Source organism: Actinoplanes sp. NPDC051470, assembly GCF_040682035.1.
GTDB lineage: Bacteria > Actinomycetota > Actinomycetes > Mycobacteriales > Micromonosporaceae > Actinoplanes.
Window position 1 is genome coordinate 100292 of sequence record NZ_JBFBAA010000006.1, and the last position, 21360, is coordinate 121651.

The 21360-nt window shown below is 71.4% G+C and carries 13 protein-coding genes; 6 read left to right on the top strand and 7 right to left on the bottom strand.

All coding sequences use genetic code 11. The features are described from left to right. Positions 1-292: 292 nt before the first annotated feature. From AB0M54_RS13375 to AB0M54_RS13385, 3 genes are all read right to left on the bottom strand, one after another. Positions 293-1582 (bottom strand): glycoside hydrolase family 27 protein, encoded by a 1290-nt coding sequence (locus AB0M54_RS13375; protein WP_364470947.1) that lies wholly within the window; start codon positions 1580-1582, stop codon positions 293-295. Between the two features lie 257 nt (positions 1583-1839). Further along, positions 1840-2523 (bottom strand): response regulator transcription factor, encoded by a 684-nt coding sequence (locus AB0M54_RS13380; protein ID WP_364317509.1) that lies wholly within the window; start codon positions 2521-2523, stop codon positions 1840-1842. A gap of 187 nt (positions 2524-2710) precedes the next feature. Further along, a complete protein-coding gene (locus AB0M54_RS13385; protein WP_364317508.1) occupies positions 2711-3871 on the bottom strand; it encodes a histidine kinase in 1161 nt (386 codons plus the stop codon). Between the two features lie 106 nt (positions 3872-3977). Here AB0M54_RS13385 and AB0M54_RS13390 point away from each other — a divergent pair, with 106 nt between their 5' ends. Further along, entirely contained in the window at positions 3978-4577 is a 600-nt protein-coding gene (locus tag AB0M54_RS13390) for an SAM-dependent methyltransferase (protein WP_364470948.1), read from the top strand. A gap of 52 nt (positions 4578-4629) precedes the next feature. On the opposite strand, the gene AB0M54_RS13395 is transcribed toward AB0M54_RS13390, so the two are convergent. Further along, complete coding sequence (locus AB0M54_RS13395; protein WP_364470950.1) at positions 4630-5625, bottom strand: WYL domain-containing protein; 996 nt, start codon at positions 5623-5625, stop codon at positions 4630-4632. A 62-nt stretch (positions 5626-5687) separates the two neighbouring features. Here AB0M54_RS13395 and AB0M54_RS13400 point away from each other — a divergent pair, with 62 nt between their 5' ends. Beyond that, the gene (locus AB0M54_RS13400; protein ID WP_364317504.1) at positions 5688-6077 is read left to right on the top strand and encodes a VOC family protein; all 390 of its coding nucleotides are present in this window, start codon (positions 5688-5690) and stop codon (positions 6075-6077) included. On the opposite strand, the gene AB0M54_RS13405 is transcribed toward AB0M54_RS13400, so the two are convergent. Then, positions 6074-6709, bottom strand: a complete 636-nt coding sequence (locus tag AB0M54_RS13405) for a DNA mismatch repair protein MutL (RefSeq protein ID WP_364317502.1) — start codon at positions 6707-6709, stop codon at positions 6074-6076. The genes AB0M54_RS13400 and AB0M54_RS13405 overlap by 4 nt on opposite strands. 61 nt (positions 6710-6770) lie before the next feature. Here AB0M54_RS13405 and AB0M54_RS13410 point away from each other — a divergent pair, with 61 nt between their 5' ends. From AB0M54_RS13410 to AB0M54_RS13425, 4 genes are all read left to right on the top strand, one after another. After that, the gene (locus AB0M54_RS13410) at positions 6771-7457 is read left to right on the top strand and encodes a response regulator transcription factor (protein WP_364470952.1); all 687 of its coding nucleotides are present in this window, start codon (positions 6771-6773) and stop codon (positions 7455-7457) included. A 70-nt stretch (positions 7458-7527) separates the two neighbouring features. After that, a complete protein-coding gene (locus tag AB0M54_RS13415; protein WP_364470954.1) occupies positions 7528-8802 on the top strand; it encodes a HAMP domain-containing sensor histidine kinase in 1275 nt (424 codons plus the stop codon). Between the two features lie 78 nt (positions 8803-8880). Continuing rightward, positions 8881-9672 (top strand): lytic polysaccharide monooxygenase, encoded by a 792-nt coding sequence (locus AB0M54_RS13420; protein WP_364317497.1) that lies wholly within the window; start codon positions 8881-8883, stop codon positions 9670-9672. Positions 9673-9752: 80 nt separating this feature from the next. After that, positions 9753-10244, top strand: a complete 492-nt coding sequence (locus AB0M54_RS13425; RefSeq protein ID WP_364318122.1) for a DUF305 domain-containing protein — start codon at positions 9753-9755, stop codon at positions 10242-10244. A gap of 104 nt (positions 10245-10348) precedes the next feature. Here the strand turns inward: AB0M54_RS13425 and AB0M54_RS13430 are convergent, their stop codons facing one another. After that, positions 10349-11857 (bottom strand): GGDEF domain-containing protein, encoded by a 1509-nt coding sequence (locus AB0M54_RS13430; RefSeq protein ID WP_364470956.1) that lies wholly within the window; start codon positions 11855-11857, stop codon positions 10349-10351. A 421-nt stretch (positions 11858-12278) separates the two neighbouring features. Next, positions 12279-21248 carry a LamG-like jellyroll fold domain-containing protein gene (locus tag AB0M54_RS13435; RefSeq protein ID WP_364470958.1) on the bottom strand — a complete coding sequence of 2990 codons (8970 nt, stop codon included), beginning with the start codon at positions 21246-21248 and terminating at the stop codon, positions 12279-12281. Positions 21249-21360: the final 112 nt, after the last annotated feature.

Consider the following 21360-nt stretch of genomic DNA (forward strand, 5'->3'; position numbering starts at 1 on the left):
GCTAGGCCATGGAGCGCGGATATCGGGAACCTCAGCGCCGCTTCGCGATTCATGCTGACGCCCGACGTGCGAGCTGCGGCGTGCGAGCTGCGGCGTGCGAGGTGCGGCGTGCGAGGTGCGGCGTGCGAGGTGCGGCGTGCGAGGTGCGGCGTGCGAGGTGCGGCGTGCGACCTGCGACGCCCGGCGTGCGACGTGCGACGTGCGACCTGCGACGTGCGCGAACACTGCGACGGGCCTCGGCGGTGGTGATGGTGGCGGCGGTCTCCGAGCGGCGGTGTTTGGCTGCTGGAGGCTAGGTCGCCGGTTGGTTGATGCGGAGGAGGCGGCAGCCGTGGGCGGGGATGTCGGTGGTGAGGTCGGGTGGGGTGAGGGGCAGTGACTCGTTGGTCCAGAGGTCGGTGATCGACTCGGCCTGGCGGAAGCCGAGGTCGGCGGTTCGTACCCGGACGGTCGTGGGGTGGGAGGCGAGGTTGAAGAGGCCGGCGTAGCGGGCGTCGCGGTCGGTGGCCTCGGCGGTCCAGGCGATCAGGGCGCCGTCGCGGATCACCTGGCGGTTGCGGTGGCTGTTGCTGAGAAGGGTCAGGACGGGGTCGTTGGTGAGAAGGGAGATCGTGTCGGCGGGTGAGGTCGGCAGGTCGCCGCCCATCATCAGCGGGGAGCGCGCCAGGCACCACAGGGACATCAGGGTGCGTTGCTCGTCTGGGGTGAGGAGGGACATGCGGTCGGTGCCACGTTCGGCCCGGATGCCGATGTGGCCCAGGGGCAGCATGTCGGCGTCCGGCCATGCGCCGGGGCGGGCGTGCGGCGCCCAGGTGGCGAGCCGGGCGAATTGCGCCTCGACGTCCTCCCAGCGATCCCAGAGATCGTCGGAGATGCGCCACACGGAGGCGTTGGCCCGCAAGTGATCCAGACGTTCCAGCGACATGGCCTTGCCGGGCGAGAGGCTGAGCGCGATGTCCCGGCCTGAGCGGCGCAACGCCGTCGCGAACGACTCGGTCTCACGCTCGTGGTACGGCCACAGCATGTCGTCCGCCTTGACGAAGTCGACACCCCAGCCGGCGAACAGCGTGCCCAGCGAGTCGTAGTACTCCTGCGCCCCGGCACGGTCATGGTCCAGGCCGTAGTTGTCCGTGTTCCACGGGCACACCGCGTCCCGATCCGCGATGTCACCAAGCCCGGCCAAGCCGCCGCCCGATCGCCGCCCCCCGGTGGTCGTGGTGGGAGCGTCTGCTGCCAGCCGAGGAACGCCGCGCATGATGTGCAGGCCGAATTTCAGGCCCAGGGCGTGGATGCGGTCGGCCAAGGGGCGGAAACCCTCCCCGTTGGCGGCGGACGGGAAGCGGTTCACCGCGGGGTAGGGGCGGCCGCGGTCGTCGAGGTGTAGAGGGGCGGCGGGGTTGTAGCCGCCGGCGCGGGCCGTGGGGTCGTGCCACTGGATGTCGACGACGATGGTGTTCCAGCCGTGCGGCAGCAGGTGGCGGGCCATGAAGTCGGCGTTGGCCAGCACCTCGGCCTCGGTGACCGAGGTGCCGTAGCAGTCCCAGCTGTTCCAGCCCATCGGCGGTGTCGGTGCCAGGTTCATCGGTCCATCCTGATGCGTGCGGCCACGGGCAGCGCGGGGAACGGGAAGATCTCCTCACGGCAGGCCGACAATGCGGGCGATCAGGAGAAGCGACCTCGTGCGCCCTACACCGGGGTGAACTGAGCACGGGCCCGAAGAGCGACCACCCACGCAAAATGAAGGGCGCGCGGCTCCATCCTGGCCGCCCCCGGCCTTGGAGCCTTGATTGCGTTCACGGTCTGCCTCGTCACGCCTGAGTGGTCGGCCAGGTCGCCTGGTCAAGGATTCCCTGCACCGGGCGTCGGCCGGAAGTCGTCGTCGACCAGTCCGAGCCGATGGGCGACCACCGCCGCCTGAACCCGGTTGCGGAGATTCAGCTTGTCCATGACCGCCGAGACGTGGGTCTTCACGGTGGTGATGCCGAGATGCAGGCGTTCCGCGATCTCGGCGTTGGGGAGGCCCGCGCCCAGCAGGCTCAGCACCTCGCGCTCGCGGGCGGTCAGCTCGGGCGCCGGCGGATCCGCCGGCTCGACGGCCGAGGTGCGTGCCTCGACCGCGTCCGCGACCACCCGGCTCAGGATCCGCGGGTCGAGCATCGGCTCGCCCCGGGCGGCCCGCCGCACGGCGTCGATCAGCGCCGCCGGCTCGCTGTCCTTCACCAGGTATCCCACCGCGCCGGCCTGCAGAGCGCCGTAGACCTCGGCGTCGTCCGCGAACGTGGTCAGCATGACGATCCGGGTCGCCGGCACGTCACGCAGGATCCGCCGCGTCGCCTCGATGCCGTCCATCCGGGGCATCCGGATGTCCATCAGCACCACATCCGGTCGCACCTCCAGGGCCAGCCGCGTCGCGTCCCGGCCGTCCGCGGCCTCACCCACGACCTCGTGACCGGCGGTCCGCAACAACTGCGCGACCCCGGCCCGGACCAGAACCTGGTCATCAACCACCAGCACCCTGATCACGCCACGCTCCCGACCGAACCAGCGCCAGCCACGCCGGGACACCCATCGGAACGGTTGTCGGCGAACCCAAGGCTCGGAGGGGGAGAGGGGTGGTTCGCGCGGGCACCGGTACGGGGATGGGCCGGGCCGGGATCCGCGCGGGGAGAGGGGCGGGTGACGAGGGGGTTCGCCGGTAGAGGGAAGCGGGTCACGTGGGAACTCCCAAAGGGAGGGAGACGGCCAGGCGCCAGCCGCCGTACGGGGTCGGGCCCGCGGCCAGGGTGCCGCCCAATTCGTCCACGCGCTCGCGCATGCCGGCCAGGCCGTGCCCGGAAGACGGCAACGACGGCCGGTTGCCGACCGCGCCCGAGTCGGTGACGTCCACCCGAACGCAGGCGTCGTCGACCCGGACCACCGCGAGCACGTCGGCGCCGGGACCCGCGTGTTTCAGGGCGTTCGTCAGCGCCTCCTGCACCGCCCGCGCGGCGGCCATGCGGACCACCGGCGTCGTTCCGGCCGTACCCTCGTCGATCTTGGCCTCGACATGGAGGCCCGCCGAGCGGGTGCGGCGGACGGCCTCGACGATCATGGTCTCGGGGTCGGCGGCATCATTGTCGAGCGGGTCGCGAAGGACCCGCAGCAGCGCACGAAGCTCGCTCAGTGTCTGTATCGCATCGTCGCGGATCGTGCTCAGCGCCAGCACCGCCTCGTCGAGCCGCTGATCGCGATCGGCCGCCTGGGTGGCCGCGTAATGTCCGCTGCCCGCCTGCAACGCGATGGCCGAGACGTGGTGGGCGACGATGTCGTGCAGGTCGCCGGCGATGCGGGCGCGTTCGGCCAGGCGGGCGTGGCCCGCCTCGGCGCGGCGGCGGTGTTCGGCGTCGTCGGCGCGTTCGGTGGCCAGGCGCGCCGCCTCCCGGAGCCCGCGCAGGTAGCAGCCGAGGATCACCGGCGTGGCCGCGGTCATCGCCAGGACGATCGTGCGCAGCCCGCCGCCGGGGCCGTCGAGCAGCGCGTTGCTGGAGTGGGACAACACGACCAGCTGCAGCGCGAGGACCGCCGCCGCCGCCCCGGCCGCCACCTGCCATCGGTGCCGATACGCGACCAGGGTCAGCGCGACCAGGCCGAACAGCGCCGGCGACGCGGTCGCGGTCGGCACCCAGACGTAGCTGATCGTGAACATCGTGGCCTCGACGACCAGCGCCGGCAACGGAACGTGGCGGACGACGCCCACCGTCAGGACGGCGGCGACGAGGAGGATCCAGGACCAGGCCGGTCGGGGCAGGTCGATGCCGAGGACGGTGTCGGCGAACGCGAACAGGCCGGCCGCCACCACCGCGGCCGCGTCCCAGAGATGTCTGCGCGGCATTTCCACACCGTAGTGCGAGGTCGCGCGGGGCGGCTCCTTCTTGTGGCCGCCCGACGCGGCCCATGGCAGGATCCCGGCGCTGTTCCGCGTCCCTAGCGTCGACGGCATGATCAACGACAGCACCCGGTTCCTCGTCGAGTTCGCCCGTCACCCGCAGACGGTCGGGGCGGTCGCGCCCAGCGGGAACGCGCTGAGCCGCAGCATCATCGCGCCGGTTCCGCGTACCGGTGAACCCACCGTCCTCGAACTCGGTCCGGGCACCGGCGCGTTCACCGCGCACATCCAGCACCGGCTGAACGGCCGCGGCCGACATCTTGCGGTCGAGCTCAACGACCGGTTCGCGCGACAGATCGCGCAGCGCCACCACGCCGTCGACGTGGTCATCGGCGATGCCTCGGGCATTCGTGAGATCCTCCGCGAACGTGACCTGCCCGCGGCCGACGTGATCATCAGCGGGCTGCCGTGGGCACTGTTCACACCGGATCGTCAGGGTCGCATCCTCGACGCGGTCGCCGCCGGGCTCACCACGAACGGCGTGTTCACGACGTTCGCCTACCTGCACGCGTTGTGGAGCCCGCCGGCCCGCCGCCTCCGTGCCGCGCTGCACGCCCGCTTCGACGAGGTGGTGCGCGAGCGCGCGATCTGGGCGAACCTGCCGCCGGCCACGGTCTATCACTGCCGACGGCCGCATCCCCTTGGATCATGACGGCAGCCGACCCATCGCCGGATCAGCATCGTCGATAACCGCCGGGTCGCGGTCAGCCGAGGCGAAGAGCGGGGTCGGCGGCCGAGGTGGAGAACGGGTCGGCGGCCGAGGTGGTGAGGCGGTCGGCCGAGGTGGTGAGGCGGTCGGCCAGGGCGCGAACCAGGTCGCGGAGCTCGGCGGGACGCTCGATGGTGAACGGCAGGTCGAGCGAGGCGAGCACCCGCGGGATCCAGTCGAGGCTCTCGGCCCGGATGTCGACGCGGTGCCACGGGTCTCCCTCCGCGATGATGGCCACGCTGGCCGGGAGGCGGGTTCGGATCTCCGGGACGCTGCCCCGGATGTGCAGGGTCACCTCGTGGCGGTACGGCGCCGAGGCCAGGGAGTCGAGCACGCGCTGGGCCGGATCCAGGTCGGGCGGGGGCTCGAAGGTGCCGGGCAGCGTGCGGGCGTCGGCCATGCGGTCGAGGCGGAACGTGCGCTCCTCGCCGATGCCGGTGTCGAGGGCGATCACGTACCACTTGCCGGCGTGTGCGACCAGGCCGTACGGGTGCACCGTGCGGTGGCGGCCCTGGTAGCGGATCGTCACCGGGCGGTGGTGGCGGACGGCGTCGGAGATGGTGAGCAGAACCCCGGACGACGGTGCCGGGATCTCGGCGGGGGCGGCGGTGAAGGCGAGGGATTCGAGCAGGGCGTCGAGCCGCGAGGCGAGCCGTTGCGGCAGGACGCGCCGGATCTTCGCGGTGGCCGTCTCGGCGGCGGCCCCAGCGGCGAACAGACCGCGCCCGGCGATCAGGCCGAGCAGCACGGCGACCGCCTCGTCGTCGCCGAGCATGAGCGGCGGCAGCCGGTGACCGCCGGCCAGCCGGTAGCCCCCGTGCCGGCCGCGCACCGACTCGACCGGCACGTCGAGGTCGATCAGGTGGTCGATGTAGCGCCGCACGGTACGCGGGTCGACGCCGAGGCGGTCGGCCAGCTCGGTCATCGTCCGGAGGCCACCGGACTGGAGGAGTTCCAGCAGCGTGAGCACCTGTGCGGTCGGTCGCGACATGCTTCCGAACCTACCCGGAATACTGGACCGTAACTGTCCAGTATTGCTTCTAGCCTGCGGGTATGAATCTTGTTTCGATCCGCGTCATCACCGACGACATCGCCCGGCTGGTCGGCTTCTACGAGAAGGTCACCGGGGTGGCAGCCGTTTGGTTCACCGACGACTTCGCCGAGCTGGGTACGCCGAACGGCACCCTGGCCATCGGCAGCACCCGGACGCTCGGGCTGTTCCAGGATTCCGGCATCGAGCCGGCGTCGAACCGCAGCGTGATCATCGAGTTCCTGGTCGACGACGTCGACGCCGTCCACCGCGACCTGGGGCTGGCCGAGGAGCCCGTCACGATGCCGTGGGGCAACCGCTCGCTGCTGTTCCGCGACCCGGACGGCAACCTGGTCAACTTCTTCACCCCCGTCACCGAGGCGGCGAGGGCGAAGTTCGGGCTGAAGTCTTAGCCGCCGATCTCGTCGATCTGCACGTTCGGCCGGTCGACGTTCCAGACCGCGTGAATGATGAAGCTGTGGTTGGTCTCGTTGAAGTAGACCGCCAGATCCTCCGGCCGGTTCTGGACGACCGCCACCTCGAAGCCGTTGTTCGGGGTGGCGCTGACCAGCTGGACCCTGCCGCCGCGGATGCGGACCACGGCCTGCCCGCCGTCGACCCGGAACGCCTGCACGTACGTGTCGACGCCACCGCTGTCGGTGGTCACCGTCCAGCCGTCCACCACCCGCGAGGGAGTGGTGGGCTTGGTGGCCGGCGGCTTCGAGGACGGTTTCGAGGCCGGCGGGGTGGTCGTCGGCGGCGACTCCGGCTCCTCCTCGTCGTCGGCCGGGTCGTCCGGCGTCGCGCGCGGCGAGGGCGTGGTCGCGGCGGGTGCGGGAGAAGACGGCGAGGCTGAGGGTACGGAGGGGAGCGGCAGCGGGGCGCGGTCGCCCGAGCGGCGCAACTGGTCGGCCGAGATCAGGCCGCCGTCGTCGCCGGTCGCGGTCCGCAGCACCGGCAGCATGGCCACCGACGCCAGCACGATGCTGCTCAGCGTCGCGGCCAGCCAGCCGAGCAGCGGGAACCAGCTCCGGGGACTACGCACCGCGCAATGATCGCACGACGGCCGGCGACTCCCGCCGGGCGTCGATCTAGGGTGTGTAGCCATGGCGCTGATCCTGTTGGTCGAGGACGACCGGTACATCACGGCCGCGCTCGTCCGGGCGCTGGGCGACGCCGGCCATGTCGTGCGCCCGGTCGCCCAGGCCGGCGCGGCGTTGAAGATCCTCACCGAGGACCAGCCCGATCTGGTCATCCTCGACCTGGGGCTGCCGGACATCGACGGCGCCGACGCGCTGCGGATGATGCGGCAGGTGTCCTCCGTACCCGTCATCATCGCCACCGCGCGGCGCTCCGAGCAGAACATCATCACCCTGCTGGAGGCCGGCGCCGACGACTACGTGACCAAGCCGTTCTCGGCCGGCCACATCCTGGCCCGCATCTCCGCGGTCCTCCGCCGAGCACGCACCGCGCCCGAGTCGACACCGAACGTGATCTCGGTCGGCGGTCTGGAGATCAGCCCGCGGCAGCGTCAGGTCGTCCTCGACGGCAACCCGCTCCATCTCACCCGGCGCGAGTTCGACGTGCTCACCTATCTGGCCGAGCGGGTCGGCGTGGTGGTCAGCCGCCGGGAACTGCTGGCCGAGGTGTGGGACCAGGCCCGGGTCGGCGAGGAGCAGACGATCGACGTCCACATCTCCTGGCTGAGGCGCAAGCTGGGCGAGACGGCGGCGGCGCCGCGCTACCTGCACACGGTGCGCGGGGTCGGCGTGATGATGCAGGCCCCGAAGTGAGGCGTACGGGCCACGAGGCCGGCCAGGACGGCCAGGCGGAGGACAACCAAGCGGTGAGGGCGGCACCGAGGTGAGGCGCACGCTGAACTGGCTGGCCCTGGCCATCACGGCGATGGTGGCGCTGGCCTTCCTGGTGCCGCTGACCGTGGTGACCCGGCAGATCGCCCACGACCGGGCCATCGGCGAGGCCCGCCAGCAGGCCTCGGCCATGGTCGCCGCGCTGGCCGTGCAGTCCGACCCGGGTCTGCTCACGGTGGCCGTCGCCAGCACCCCCGCGGGCAGCGCCGGCCGGCTGGCCGTACACCTGCCTGGTCAGTCACCCATCGGGACCACCCACGTGGCCGCGGCCGACGTCTCGCTGGCCGACCGCGCGCGCCGGCCGATCACCGCCACGGCCCTGGGCGGCGTCGCCTACCTGCAGCCCAGCGTGCTCAGCGACGGCAGCGCGGTGGTGATCGAGGTGTACGTGCCGGACGGCGAGATGACCCGCGGCGTGTGGCCGGCCTGGCTGGCGCTGACCGGGCTCGCCCTCGTGCTGGTGGCCGGGTCGCTGCTGCTGTTCGACCGGATGGGCGGGCGGCTGGTGCGCGCCACCCGTGAGCTGTCCGAGTCGAGCCGCAAGCTGGGCGCCGGTGACCTGTCGGTGCGCGTGGAGCCGTCCGGGCCGCCGGAGTTCCAGGACGCGGCGCTGGCCTTCAACTCGATGGCCGGCGACCTGAAGCGCCTGCTCGACAACGAGCGCGAGCTGGCCGCCGACCTGTCACACCGGTTGCGTACGCCGCTGACCGCACTGCGCCTGGACGCCGACTCGATGCCGCCGGGGCCGGTGGCCGACCGGATGCGTCAGGCCTGCGACATGCTCGACGACGAGCTGGAGCAGATCATCTCGACGGCCCGGGCGGGGACCGCGGCACGGACCACCAGGGCCGAGCACACCGACCTGGTCGAGGTGCTGGCCGACCGGCTGGCGTTCTGGTCGGCGCTGGCCGAGGACCAGGGCCGGCGGTACGACGTGCGCGGCGGCGAGCGTCCGGTGTGGGTGCCGGTGGCCCGCAGCGAGCTCATCCTGGCCGTGGACGCCATGCTGGGCAACGTGTTCGCGCACACGCCGGAGGGCACCGCGTTCCGGCTCAGCGTGTCACCGGGCGGCGTCTACCTCGACGACGCCGGGCCGGGCATCGCCGACCCGGGCCGGTCCGCGCAACGTGGGGTCAGCGGCGCCGGGTCGAGCGGCCTGGGCCTGGACATCGTGCGGCGGGTGGCCGAGCAGACCGGCGGCCGGCTGGCGATCGGCCGCAGCCCCCTGGGCGGCGCCCGCGTCGCGATGCTGTTGGGTAGTTCATGAGCCTTTAAGGCTGCGTTATGGGAAGGTCCCCTACGTTCTGTTTCGTCAGCACGGGACGAACGTCAGGAGAACCCAGCAATGCGCAGAGCGATCACCTATCCGTTGGTGGCACTCGGGGCCGCCGCCGCCTCGACCATCGTGGTCGCGTCGCCCGCTCTCGCGCACGGCTACGTGTCGTCCCCGCCCAGCCGGCAGTCCCTGTGCGCCACCGGCCAGGTCAAGGACTGTGGACCGATCCAGTTCGAACCGCAGAGCGTCGAGGGCGCCAAGGGCCAGAAGAGCTGCAACGGCGGGCTCGGCCAGTTCTCGGTGCTGAACGACGACAGCCGCACCTGGCCCGCCAAGTCGGTGGCCGGCCAGGTCACCTTCACCTGGGTGATGACCGCGCGGCACCGCACCAGCAACTGGGAATACTTCATCGGGGGCAAGAAGATCGCCACTGTGGACGGCGGGAATGCGCAGCCGGACGCGGTGGTCAACCACACGGTCGACGTCAGCGCCTTCCCCGGGCGCCAGAAGTTGCTGGCCGTGTGGAACATCGGCGACACACCTATGGCGTTCTACAGCTGTGTCGACCTGAACGTCGGAGGCGGCGGGGGGACGGTTCCTTCCACCCCGTCCTCCCCGCCGCCTGCGACGGACACCCCGACCAAGCCGCCCGCGACGCCGCCCGCCCAGGAGCCGACGAAGCCGGCCGAGCCCGCCGAGCCGCCGAAGCCGGCCAAGGGTGACTGGGCCGCCGACGTCACCTACAAGACCGGTGACAAGGTCAAGTTCAAGGGGAAGACGTACGAGTGCCGGCAGGGCCACACCTCGCTGAGCAGCTGGGAGCCGTCGATCTTCACCCTCGCGCTGTGGCTGCCGCTGTGAAGTTCCGGGTTCTGATCGTGGTGGCGGCGCTCGCCCTCGGCGGCTGCGGCACCGACGCCGGTGCGGACGACGACACCAAGGTGACCGCCGCCGTCCAGGCCGGGGCGACGTTCAACGACACGGATGTCATGTACCTGCAGATGATGGTCGCCCATCACGAGCAGGGCCTGGAGATGGTCCGCATCGCCGAGGGCCAGGCCACCAAGCCCGAGCTGGTCACCCTGGTCAAGGCGGTCGACGTCACCCAGGCCGACGAGGTCACCCTGATGAAGGGCTGGCTCGACGGCTGGGCCAAGCCGGTCACCGTCGACCACGCGCCCAGCGCGCACGCCGACCACGGCGGCCTGCCGGCGACCGGTCCCGAGGAGATGAAGGCGCTGCGCGAGGCCAAGGGCAGCGCGTTCGAAAGCACGTTCATCAACCTGTTCGTCGCCCACCAGCACAACGCGGTCGAGATGGCGAACATGGAACGCGCCGGCGGCGCCAACGACGAGACCAAGGCGTTCGCCGAACGGGTCCGGGAGTCGCGCACCGATCAGGTCAAGCAGCTCCTGACGATGCTGAACGGCTGAACGGCTGAACGGCTTCAGCTCAGCCTTCAGTCGGATATGGGCGGGGGCGGGGGCTGAGTACGGCGGGTTCGTCCTTTCCATCCCCAAGGACGAACCTGCTCTTTCTACGCGCAGACCCGGTTGCGGCCGCCGTGCTTGGCGCAGTAGAGGTTGCGGTCGGCCAGGGTGAGCAGCGCGGGTACGTCGGGCACGTCGCCGGCGTGAGCGACCCCGACGCTGATCGTGATCGCGAGCCCGTCGGCGACCGTACCCCAGTCGTAGGTCTCCACCGCCGAGCGCAACCGCTCGGCCGTGTCCCGGGCCGCCTCCCGGTCCATCTGCTCCAGCACCACCGCAAACTCTTCGCCGCCGAACCGCGCCGGGGTGTCCGACGCCCGGCAGGCGATGCCCAGCAGCATCCCGAGGCGGCGCAGCACCTCGTCGCCCATCATGTGCGAGAACGTGTCGTTGACCTGCTTGAACCGGTCGACGTCGACCAGCAGCACGGCCCGCTCGGTGGTCCACGCGGCGAGGACCTCGTCCAGCGAGCGGCGGTTGGCCAGCCCGGTCAGCGAGTCGTGCCGGCTCTCCCGGCGCAGCTGGGCGGTCTCGAAGCGGACGGCGGCCACGTTCGCGTTGCGCTGGGCGGCGTCCGAGGCGATCCGCTCGAACAGCGCCCGCCACTCCCTGAAGTGGTCCAGGGCCTTACGCAGGTCACCCGCCTTCTCGTACGCCTGGGCGAGGTGGTCGTGCGAGATCATGGCGGCCGTGTCGCCCTCGGCCAGGGCAACCGCCTCGGCGAACAGGGCGATGGCCTCGTCGTAGCGGCCCAGCGTCAGGTAGATCCAGCCCCGGCTGTCCAGGTGGTGGGTCACCACGGCGCGGGCGTCCTGCCCGGGGTCGAGGAAGAACCCCTCCAGCAGCTCCAGCGCTTCCTCCGGCCGCCCGGCCAGGGCCACGCCTTCGGCCAGGTTGGCGACCGCGACGGCCTCGTGGCGCCGATGCCCGTTCTTCCGGGCCATCCGCATCGCCTCGGACGACAGCTCACCGGCCCGCCGCAGCTCGGCCTGGGCCGTCCCCTCGTCCTTGGCCGCCCGAGCGTGCTCGGCCAGCCCGATGTGCCCGCAGGCCATGGTGTCCAGCAGCGCCCCGACGGCGATGTCGTCGGAGAAGCCGCGGGCCAGGTCGAGCCCGCGCAGGCAGTGTTCGACGCTCAGCTCGAACTGCTGGATCCCGACACACACCGCGCCCAGGGTGGTCCGCGCCCGGATCCGGGCGGCCCGGTCGCCGGCCTGGTCGGCGGTCACCAGGGCCCGGTCGGCCTCCGCGATCGCCTCATCACCCTGGCCCACCGCCACCAGCACCCGCGCCGCGACACACCGCACGAACGCCTCGCCGGCCAGGTCACCGATCCGCTGCCAGATCTCCAGCGCCTCCAGGGCGGCCTTCATACTCTCCGGGTATTCGTCCTGCCCCCGGCGCGCGCCGGCCACCACGGTGAGCGCGCGAGCCAGCACCGCCTCGGGATGCCGTCCCGTCCGCGCCTCGGCCACGATCCGCTCGGCCACAGCCAGGGCGGCCGTGGTGTCGAACCAGTCCAGCCGCTCCTGGGCGTAGTCCAGCGCATCACTCACGCCAACCTCGACCACAGCCACCACGGTCCAGGTAATCGGCCATCGGCGACGTGATCTTAGCCGGACCCGGCCACCGGTCCTGCCGGCTTCAGCCGCAGGAGCGGACCGGGGCGGCTTGCTGGCGGCTGTCAAGAGGCGGAGTCATCGATGACCAGTCGGTAATTGGGCACGACCTCGAATCCGCGGAGGACCCGTTCGCCCCCGTCCGGCAGGGGCGCCCGGAGCGGCGGGAGACCGTGCAGGCATGACTCACACCAGAAGATTGCGGTGCCCCATTCCGCGTCCGCTGTCTCGATCCGGAAGATCAGGCGCAGCGATTTCTCTCCGCAGGACGGGCAAGACATTGTCGGGACTGAGGACGGGCTATGCCAGGCTTCTTCGTAGCGGTTGATCCACGCCTCGTACGCGGTATGTGGATCACTCACTGCATGTGCCTCCCCGTCGTGTCCCACCACTCGTCCTCGTGACTTTGAGCCGCAGTCTCCCAAGCATTGTAGGTATCGTATTTTTCCGGATAACCCATTCCCGATCGAAGCTGATCGACGTGGAACCGTTCGTGCTTGAGTGTACGGGCGAGCTGTTCCTCGTTCCGGAATGCGGCGCGCGTCAGGGTGACTCGCTGGTTGGGAGCCGTCGAGCCGCCGTATCCGTCCCTGGATTTGTCGATCTTGATCTTGACGCCCGAGAGGTCGATGTCGTACTTCTCGGCGATCTTGCACACACATTCCATCGTCATCGGCAACTTCTTGCCGGAGCCGGACGGATCCTTCTTGAGGAGCGTGTCGTCAGCGCCAGGGGCGGATGACTCCGGTTCGAGTTTCTTGCCGGCCGGGGCCCTTGGGGCGGGAACGCCCTTGCCGGTGGACGGCTTGCTCACCTTGTCCGGGGCCGTCCGAGGCGCCGAGGCGTCGGCGGCCTTGGGCGGCGCCGGGCTGCTGGGGCCGGCCGCCGAGGTCTTGTCGGGGGTCGGGCCCTTGCTCGACTTGCCGCCCTTGCCGATGCGGGTGGGCATCGGGATCAGGCTGTCGGTGGCCGCGGAGACCAAGGTCTGGGTCCAGTTGACCTCGCCGGTGGTCAGGTACTGGTTGACCGCGTCCTCGACGCCGGAGGAGACGGCGTCGCCGGCCTTGTCGAATACGGTGCGGGTGAAGGCCGAGCTGGTCCGGCTGACCAGGGGCGCGGTCAGCTTGCCGACGATCTTGCCGGCCACCGGACCGCCGAGCAGGCCGGTCAGCGCGCCCGAGCCGAGGGATTGGGCCGCGTCGCCGAAGTTCTTGATGTCGCCCTGGGCCGCGTCCTTGGCCAGGTTGATGATCGCCGCCGTGCCGACCAGGCAGGCCACCGCGGCCGCCCCGAGGGTCGCCGCCGTGCAGGCCAGGCCGGCCAGGATCGCGCCGCCGAAGGCCGCGATCTCGATCAGGGCGTCCTTGTGTTTCTTGATGAACGCCTTGGCGTCGCGGATCGCCCCGGCCGGATTGGTCACCGCCTTCGTGGCGGCCTTGGCGACGGCCTTGCCCTTCTGTTTGACGTAGTTGACGCCCTGGTCGTACGCCTTCTTGGACTGGGCCGCCTTCTCGCCGACCCATTTCTTGCCGTCCTCGTAGCTCTTCTTGAGGTTGTTCTTCGCGTCCTGGTAGGTCTTGGCCAGGTCGATCTTCTTGGTGCGCTCGACGAGCGGCTTGCTCGCCTGGATGGTGAGCTTCACGACCGGGATCTGCTTGACCGCGTTGACCGTGCTCCGGAAGGCGCCCGAGGCCTTCTTCCGGATGCCGTCCAGGAAGTGCCCGGTGGTGTCGGTGCCCATCAGCGGCGAGTTGTCGGCGTAGGCGAAGCGGTTGGCGCTGACCGGGTCGGGGACCGGGTTGTTGGACACCGAGTCGCGTGAGTCGAACTGGCCGGTGTCCGGGTTGTACCAGCGGGCGTGCATGTTGACCCGGCCGGTGGCGGTGTCCGTCCACTCCTGCTGGAAGCCCAGCGAACCGGCCATCCCGGCGGAGCGCAGCGGCTTGCCCAGCGGGTCGAAGGTGTTCGAGCCGGTCAGTGTGGTCCCGGCGCCGGTGAACTGCCCGACGTGGTCGCTGTGCTCGTCGGCCCACGAGTAGAGGCCGGTGCTGCCGTTCAGGGTGCCGAACAGGTCGTCGGCGATGTCGCGGACGTACCCGGTGGTGCCGTCCGAGGCCAGGTTGTTGCCGAGCCCGGTGTAGCTGAAGCCGGCGCGCAGGACACGGCCGAGACCGTCGTACGCGTACGTCTGCGTCGCCCCGCCGTTGGGCGCCTGCTGGCTGATCGTCTGCCCGAACGCGTCGCTGCGGGTCAGCGTGGTGGTGCCGTTGACCACCGCCTGGGCCAGGGTGCCACGGGCGGTGTACGCGTACTGGGTCCCGTCGCTCGCCGACATCAGCTGGTCACGGGCGTCGTAGGTGAGGGTCTTGGCCCCGACCTTCGTCCGGTTGCCGGCCGGGTCGTACTCGTAGCCGACCGTGGTGACCCCGTTGTTCCAGGAGGTGAGCTGGTCGGCGAGGTCGTACGTGTAGGTGTTCTCGGTCGTGCCGCCGAAGCCGGTGGTGGTCTTGTCGGTCAGGTTGCCCTTGACGTCGTACTGGTAGTCGATCGCGGCCACCTCGGCGCCGGTGCGCGTGTGCAGCTGGTCGCGTGACGGCCGCCGGAACTCGTCGTACTCGAAGGTCCGGGTGTTGCCGCCGGCGTAGGCGATCGACGTCGGCTGGGACAGCTCGTTGTAGCCGTAGGTGGCGGACAGGCCGGCCGCCTGGTTGTTCAGCGTGCGCAGGCGCCCGGCGTTGTCGTAGGTGTAGGCGGTCGTGCCCGCGGCGTCGGACCGGGAGGCGACCCGGCTGTCCGCGGTGTAGGTGAAGGTGGACGCGCCGGACGGGCCGGTGGTGCCGCGGAGCATGTCCCGGTCGTCGTAGCTGAACGTGTCGGTGCCGCCGGGCGCGGACACCGAGGTCATCCGGCCGGCGGCGTCGTAGCCGAAGACCCGGTCGGTGGTGGCCACCTCGGCCCCGGCGCCGGTCTGGCGGGCCAGGTTGCCGCGGGCGTCGTACTCGTAGCCGACCACGACCCCGCCGGGGGAGCGGTCCGCGACGATCTGCCCCGCGGCGTCGTACACCCGGGTGAAGGTGCGGTCGGCGGGCGCGGGGTGGCGCGCCGTCGCCGGCTCGATCACCGACTCGGGCAGATTCTGGCTGTTGTACGTGGTGAGGAACGCGTTGCCCCGGCCGTTGGTGTAGCGCGTCCGGTTGCCCAGCGCGTCGTACCCGAAACTGGTCTGGATCGAGCGGGTCGCCGAGACCGGCTGGTTCTCCGAGGTCAGCAGCCCGGTGGCGTCGTAGGTGAACGTCGTCCGGCTGCCCCGCTCGTCGATCGAGGCGGTGGTCTTGCCCTCCAGGTCGTACTCGCTGAACGTGCCGGCCAGGTAGTCGCCGCCGGGCGCGAGCTCCCAGGTCTCGACCGGCCGACCGGCCTTGTCGAAGGCGACGCCCTTCTCGGTGTCGTTGGGCAGGATCGTGACGTTCTGCCGGCCCAGCCCGTCGTAGAAGAGCTTGGTGGTGCTGCCGGCCTCGTCGGTGCTGGTGACCGGCTGGCCGGTCGCGTTGTGGGTCTGCGACCGGGTGACCCCGCCCGGCGAGGTGGTCGACCCGAGCCAGCCGCCGCTGTTGTAGCCGTACCGGGTGGTGTGGCCGGTGTTGTCCTGGCGGACCACGGCGGTGCTGGTGAGGACGCGGCCGAGGTAGTCGTAGGTCGCCGTGTCGACCGCGCCGGTCGGGTCGGTGGTGGAGAGCCGGTCGCCGATCAGGTCGTAGGTGTGCTTGGTGACCGTGCCGCCCGGGCCGGTCGTCGCCGCCACCCGGCCGAGTTGGTCGTAGGTGTAGGTGGTGGCCCGGCCCAGCGCGTCGGTGACGGTGGTCAGCTGGCCCAGCGCGTCGTAGGCGCGGGTGGACCGCGGCGTCACCGGGCTGCCGCCGGGCGGGGTGTACGGCGGCAGGATGGTCTCGACCGGCCGGTCGCCGGCGTCGTAGCGGGTCTCGGTGACGTGGCCGGCCGCGTTCCGGACCTCGACCGCGTTGCCGAAGGTGTTGAAGCCGGTCGTGGTCACCGCGCGGGTGACCAGCGGCGCGCCGCCGGTGGACTCGATCGGCACGGCCGGCGCGGTCACCACGGACATCCGGGCGGCCTCGTCGTACCCGTAGTCGGTGGTGTCGCCGTTCGGGTCGGTCGAGGCGAGCACCAGGCCGTCCTCGTCGACCCGGTACGACGTACGGATCACCCGCGCGTCGCCACCCGGACCACCACCGTCGCGGACCGCGGTGACCTCGGACGTGCTCAGCGCCTTCTGGTAGAGCTGGACGTCGTCGATCTGCCCCGACCAGAAGTCGGTCACCCCACCGTTCCACCGGCCGGCGCCGACCGTGATCCCGCCGGAGGACGGGAACGGGCGGGCGCCGGTGTCGGTGTCCTGCAGCGAGCCGTTCACGTAGAGCCGCATGGTCTGTGCGTCGGCGTCGTACACCCCGGCCAGGTGGGTCCAGGCGCCGGCCGAGGGCACCGACGTGGAGGTCGAGCCGACCGCGCCGGGCGTGCCGGAGTCGGACTGGTTGGTGATGAACTGCCACCGGTTGCTGGGCCCGTCGTAGCGGAGCTGGAACGGGCTCTGCTTGATGCCGTCGGCGCTCACCGCCTGGCGGGTCGCCCCGGTCGCGCCGAGCTTCACCCAGGTCGCCACGGTGAAGCTGCGGGTGGTGTCGACCGGGGTGGCCGAGCTGGTCAGGCGGCCGTCGGTGCCGTTGAGGACGGCCGCGCCGCCGCGTTCGGCCGAGAACGTGACGCCGGCCGAGGCCGGGGTCAGCTTGCCGTTGCCGACCTCGTCGGCCGCCGAGCCGCCGGTCAGGCCGTCCAGCTTCCACCGGGCGGTGCGGTCGGCGCCGGTCAGCCAGAGCCACTCGGAGGTCTGTTTGCCGCCCGCGTCGTACGCGTAGTTCATCCGCTCCAGGACCGAGCCGGACCCGGCCCGCCGGTTGGTCGCCACCAGCGCGTCGTCGGTGTTGTACTCGTACTCGGTCACCCGGTTGACCCCGTCCGGGTCCAGGGCGGACGAGCTGTTCCGGCCGGCCGCGTCCACCGCGTACGTGGTGGTGGTGATGCCGTTGTTGGTCTTGCGGCTGGTCAGGTTGCCGTCGCCGTCGTAGCCGTTCTGCTCGGTGACGAACGAGGCGCCGGTGGCCGGGTCGCGGCGGGTGATCGTCGCGGTCAGATCGTTGTCGGTGTACGTGTACGCGGTCACCCAGTTCATCGCGTCGGCCTCGGTGGCCACCCGCCCGGCCGGGTCGTACGTCTTGGCCGAGACGGTGAGGTCGCGGGCGGGCGACGGGTTGTTCGGGTCGCCCGTCCAGTCCTCCAGCACCGTGGCGGTCAGCTGCCCGTTGAGGTCGTAGGTGTTGTGGACGACGTCGCCGTCCGGCTCGGTCTCGGTGACCACGTTGCCGAGCACGTCGTAGGTGTAGGAGGTCTCGTGCCCGGTCGAGTCGGTGGCGACGGCCTGCTGCCCGTGGTCGTTGTAGTGGTAGAAGACGGTGCGGGCCGCGTCGCCGCCGGTGGTGTCCTGGACGTGCTGCTCGACCAGGAAACCGTCGTTGTCGTAGGCCATCGACGTGCTCGCCGTGTGCGTGGCGCCGGTGACCCGGTCGGTGACCCGCGGCTCGACCTTCCAGATCATCCGGCTGAGCTCGTCGTACCCGTAGGAGGTGGTGCGGCCGCCCGGGAAGGTCGAGGTCGTGATGGTCTCGTCGGTGACCCGGCCGGCCAGGTCGTACACGTAGGACGTGGTCCGGCCGGACAGCTCGGTCTTGGTGGCGACGTCGCCGTTGCGGTAGTAGCCGACGGTCTGCCGGGCGCCGGCCGGCGTGGTCATCTGGACGGGCAGCCCGGCCGGGACGAGCCCGCCGCCGGTCGCCGCGCCGGCGCCGTCGGAGTACACGGTGCGGGTGACCCGGCCGAGCGGGTCGGTGGCCGCGGTCCGGTTGCCCTTGGCGTCGTAGCTGAAGGTGGTCAGGTACCGGTTGTCGCCGGCCGACGACGAGCGCCCGTCGCGCATGGTGAGCAGGACGTCGTTGCGCGGGTCGGGGGTGAGCTGGGCCGAGGTCGCGTCCGGGTAGTAGGTGTAGTAGACCGTCGAGCAGCGTCCGGCGGACTGGTCCTGGCAGGTCGTGGACGACACCACGTTGCCGCGGACGTCGTGCTCCTCGGTGGTTGTGCTGCCGTTCGGGTCGGTGGTGGTGCGCAGGAAGCCGGCCGTGTCGTACCCGTACCTGGTGGTCTTGCCCAGCGCGTCGGTGGACGAGACCTTGCGGTCGCTGGGCAGCTCGTAGGTGTCGGTCAGCCACTTGCCGTTCGGGTCGACGGTGATGACCTGCTTGACCGGCTTTCCGGAGGTGCGGGCCCGCGCGTCGAACTGCGCCTTGACCTGGGCCGCGGACAGTTGCGAGCGGTAGTAGGCGAACTCGGCGAGGTGCCCGGGGAAGAAGCCGTTGGTGGTGTCGGTGGCCGCCGACGGCCAGTTCAGGGTGGTGCCCGCACCCACGTACGGGTTCCAGGCGCCGGACGGCTCGATCGCCCGGTTGACCGTGCCGGCCGAGGCGCCGTCCAGGTAGAGCGTCTGGCTTCCGGTGCCGGCGGCCAGCGCGACGTGGTGCCACTGGCCGTCGTTGACGGTGCCGGACGTGGTGGTCGGCGTGGCGCCGTCGCAGTAGCAGAACTGGCCGCGCAGCTTGCCGTCGCGCCCGACGTAGAGGGCCGGGATCCAGCTGTCGGCCGCCTCGTCCGGGTCGTTCCAGATCTCGTGGGACTGGAACGAGTAGAGCACGCCGCCGGTGGCCGACCCGGCGTCCATCTTGAACCAGAGGCTGACCGAGGCCGGCCCGGCCTGTGGCACGTTGGCGTCGCTGAGCCCGACGTGTGACGCCTCGCCGTCGAAGGAGGCGACCTTGTCGTCCTCGAACGGGCCGCCGGTGCGGCCCAGGCCGACGTCGCTGTACGAGGCGTCGTTGCCGATCACCTGGTTGACCGCGTGCCAGGTGCCGGACTCGCTGAACCGCCAGTAGTCCTGCGGCCGGGCGGCGAGCACCGCGGCCTGGTAGACCTTGCTCGAGCCGGAGACGGTCGGCTTGTTCAGCCGCCAGACCCCGCCGTTGATGTCGGTGACCGCGCTGACCGTGCCGTCGCCGCGGTCGTAGTCGATGGCCGCCGTGGTGCTGCCGGAGGGCCGGAGGATCTTGATCACCGGGTGCGAGTCGGTGGTGCCCGACCGGTGCAGGGTGGCGATCTCGTCGGCGGCGAGCGGCCGGTCGAAGTGGGCCGCCTCGGCCAGCGCGCCCTTGAAGAAGCTCGGCGCGACCGTGCCCGACGACTGGTCCGGCCAGCCGCCGCCGTTGAAGCCGGCCCCGAGGTAGCGGCGGTTCTTGGCGCTCAGGGCGGAGATGGCCACCGCGCCGGTCTTGCTCCCCGCCTCGGCCCCGTCCAGGTAGAGCCACTGCCGGCTGGCCCCGGCGACGAGCACCACGTGGTGCCACCGGTCGTCGTTGACCGCCGCGGCGGTGGCGATCGTGGTCCGCGAGCCGTCCCAGAGGCCGCCGTGCAGCTTCCCGCTGGCCCCGATGTAGAGCGCCGGGGTGAAGTGGGCGCTGGTCGTGCTCCTGGTGACCGGATCGGCGGAGTAGCCGTAGAGCACGCCGCGGTCGCCGGGGGCCGCCTTGAACCACAGGGAGAGGGACTGCACGCCGGCCGCGTCGGCCAGCTGCGCCGGCAGCTCGACCCGCGACGAGGTCCCGTTGAAGCCGGCCGCCGTGGCGCTGGCGCCGGTCAGCGGTCCCGGCTGCCCCAGCGCCACGTCGACGTAGCCGGCGGCGTCGACGCCCTGGTTGGTGACGACCGCGCTGGCCGCGGCGGCGCCGGTGGTCTCGGTGAGCCGCCAGTACCCGTCCGGCCCGGCGTTGCCGACGATCGACGGGTGCTGCGAGGCCGAGGTGTGCTGGTATCCGGTGCAGGTGCCGTCGTTGCCGGGCGGGCAGACCCGGGTCAGCTCGTCGTCCGGGCCGTAGCGGTACTCGTGGGTGTAGCTGGTCTCCGGGTCGTCCGGGTCGAGGCGCTCGGTGCTGACGTACCGCACGTGCCAGCGGCCGGAGCCGGTGGCCATCCAGTCGATCCACAGCCGCCGGCCGGACGCGGCGGTCACCGACTCGGTGCGCCCGTCGGCGTACGCGAAGGTCAGGGCCCGGTTCTGGACGTCGGTGATGGAGGTGACCCGGTAGCGGCCGGTGCCGGCGGCGACCGTGAACACGTACGCGGTGCCGTCCTTGTCGACCAGCCGGTACCCGCCGCTGACCGCGGTGAAGGTGGCGAACCGGCCGCTCGGCGGCACGTAGGACCCGTCGGCGTTGCGGCCGAAGCCGATCTCCTGCCCGTTCGGGTAGGTGACCACGACGCCCTGCAGCGTTCCGGCCCGATCGCGGGTCTCGGTGGCCCTGGCGTCCAGGATGCTCGACCAGCCGGCCCCGAACGCGGTGTCGCGCCGCACGTCGAGGGTGTTGTAGAAGCGTTCCATGGCCAGGGCCGGGCCGACCGTCGGCACGGTGACGTCGGTGACCGTGGTGGTGTAGTTGCGGGTGTTCGGGTCGAAGCCGCGGTCGCCGTTCTGCGACAGGCCGCTGCCGACCAGCGGCTGCGGGAACCGGGGGAGCAGGGCGTTGCTCTCCTGGGAGGTGCTGACGGCCGAACCGTCGCTCGCGGTCACCGTCCAGGCGTAGGTCTGACCCCAGCGGAGCACCCCGGACGGGACGGTCCAGCTGCGCGCGGACCGGGCGCCGGACTGGGCCACCGCGGTTCCGGCCGCGTTGGTGACGACGAACGAGTAGGTGAGCGAGCCGCCGTCCGGGTCGTGCCCCGCGGCCAGCAGTTCCGGGGTCAGCGTCGGCACCGGGGCGCCGGTGGCCGGATATTGCGCGTCGATCTGTGGCGGAACATTGGCGACCAGGGCGCGGCCGGCCACCGTGCGTGGGGTGGTCGATTCCTCGACCACCCGCCGCGGCGAGCTCTCCGGGGGCAACGCGCCCAGGCCCTTGCCCGGTTTGCGGCCGGCGCCGCCGTTGGCCCGGGTGTCCTGGGTGACCTTGGCCTTGCCGCCGTCGGCCTGTTTCGGCAGCTTGCGGAACGCGTCGTCTGATGGATCGCGCATCGCGAACCCGTACGCCGCCCGGACCGACGCGAGCACCTCGCCGATCGGGGCCGGATGTTCGAGCGTTCCGGCGAGTTGCAGCGGCACTGCCCCGCTGATCGCGAGGGACACCGCCGCCGCACTCGACACCGCGCGCATCAACGCCATGGCCCGTCCCCCCGTAACCGAGTCACCGTCCCCGGTTTATACACGGAAGCCATAGACGTACGACGATCAATAAAGACCTTTATGCACTACGCGTAATTCACCCTCCACTGTG

Bases quoted from the DNA above. Each gene is read 5' to 3' on its own strand.
- AB0M54_RS13375 (WP_364470947.1), bottom strand. From the start codon at position 1,582: ATGAACCTGGCACCGACACCGCCGATGGGCTGGAACAGCTGGGACTGC.
- AB0M54_RS13385 (WP_364317508.1), bottom strand. From the start codon at position 3,871: ATGCCGCGCAGACATCTCTGGGACGCGGCCGCGGTGGTGGCGGCCGGC.
- AB0M54_RS13390 (WP_364470948.1), top strand. From the start codon at position 3,978: ATGATCAACGACAGCACCCGGTTCCTCGTCGAGTTCGCCCGTCACCCG.
- AB0M54_RS13395 (WP_364470950.1), bottom strand. From the start codon at position 5,625: ATGTCGCGACCGACCGCACAGGTGCTCACGCTGCTGGAACTCCTCCAG.
- AB0M54_RS13400 (WP_364317504.1), top strand. From the start codon at position 5,688: ATGAATCTTGTTTCGATCCGCGTCATCACCGACGACATCGCCCGGCTG.
- AB0M54_RS13410 (WP_364470952.1), top strand. From the start codon at position 6,771: ATGGCGCTGATCCTGTTGGTCGAGGACGACCGGTACATCACGGCCGCG.
- AB0M54_RS13420 (WP_364317497.1), top strand. From the start codon at position 8,881: ATGCGCAGAGCGATCACCTATCCGTTGGTGGCACTCGGGGCCGCCGCC.
- AB0M54_RS13435 (WP_364470958.1), bottom strand. From the start codon at position 21,248: ATGGCGTTGATGCGCGCGGTGTCGAGTGCGGCGGCGGTGTCCCTCGCG.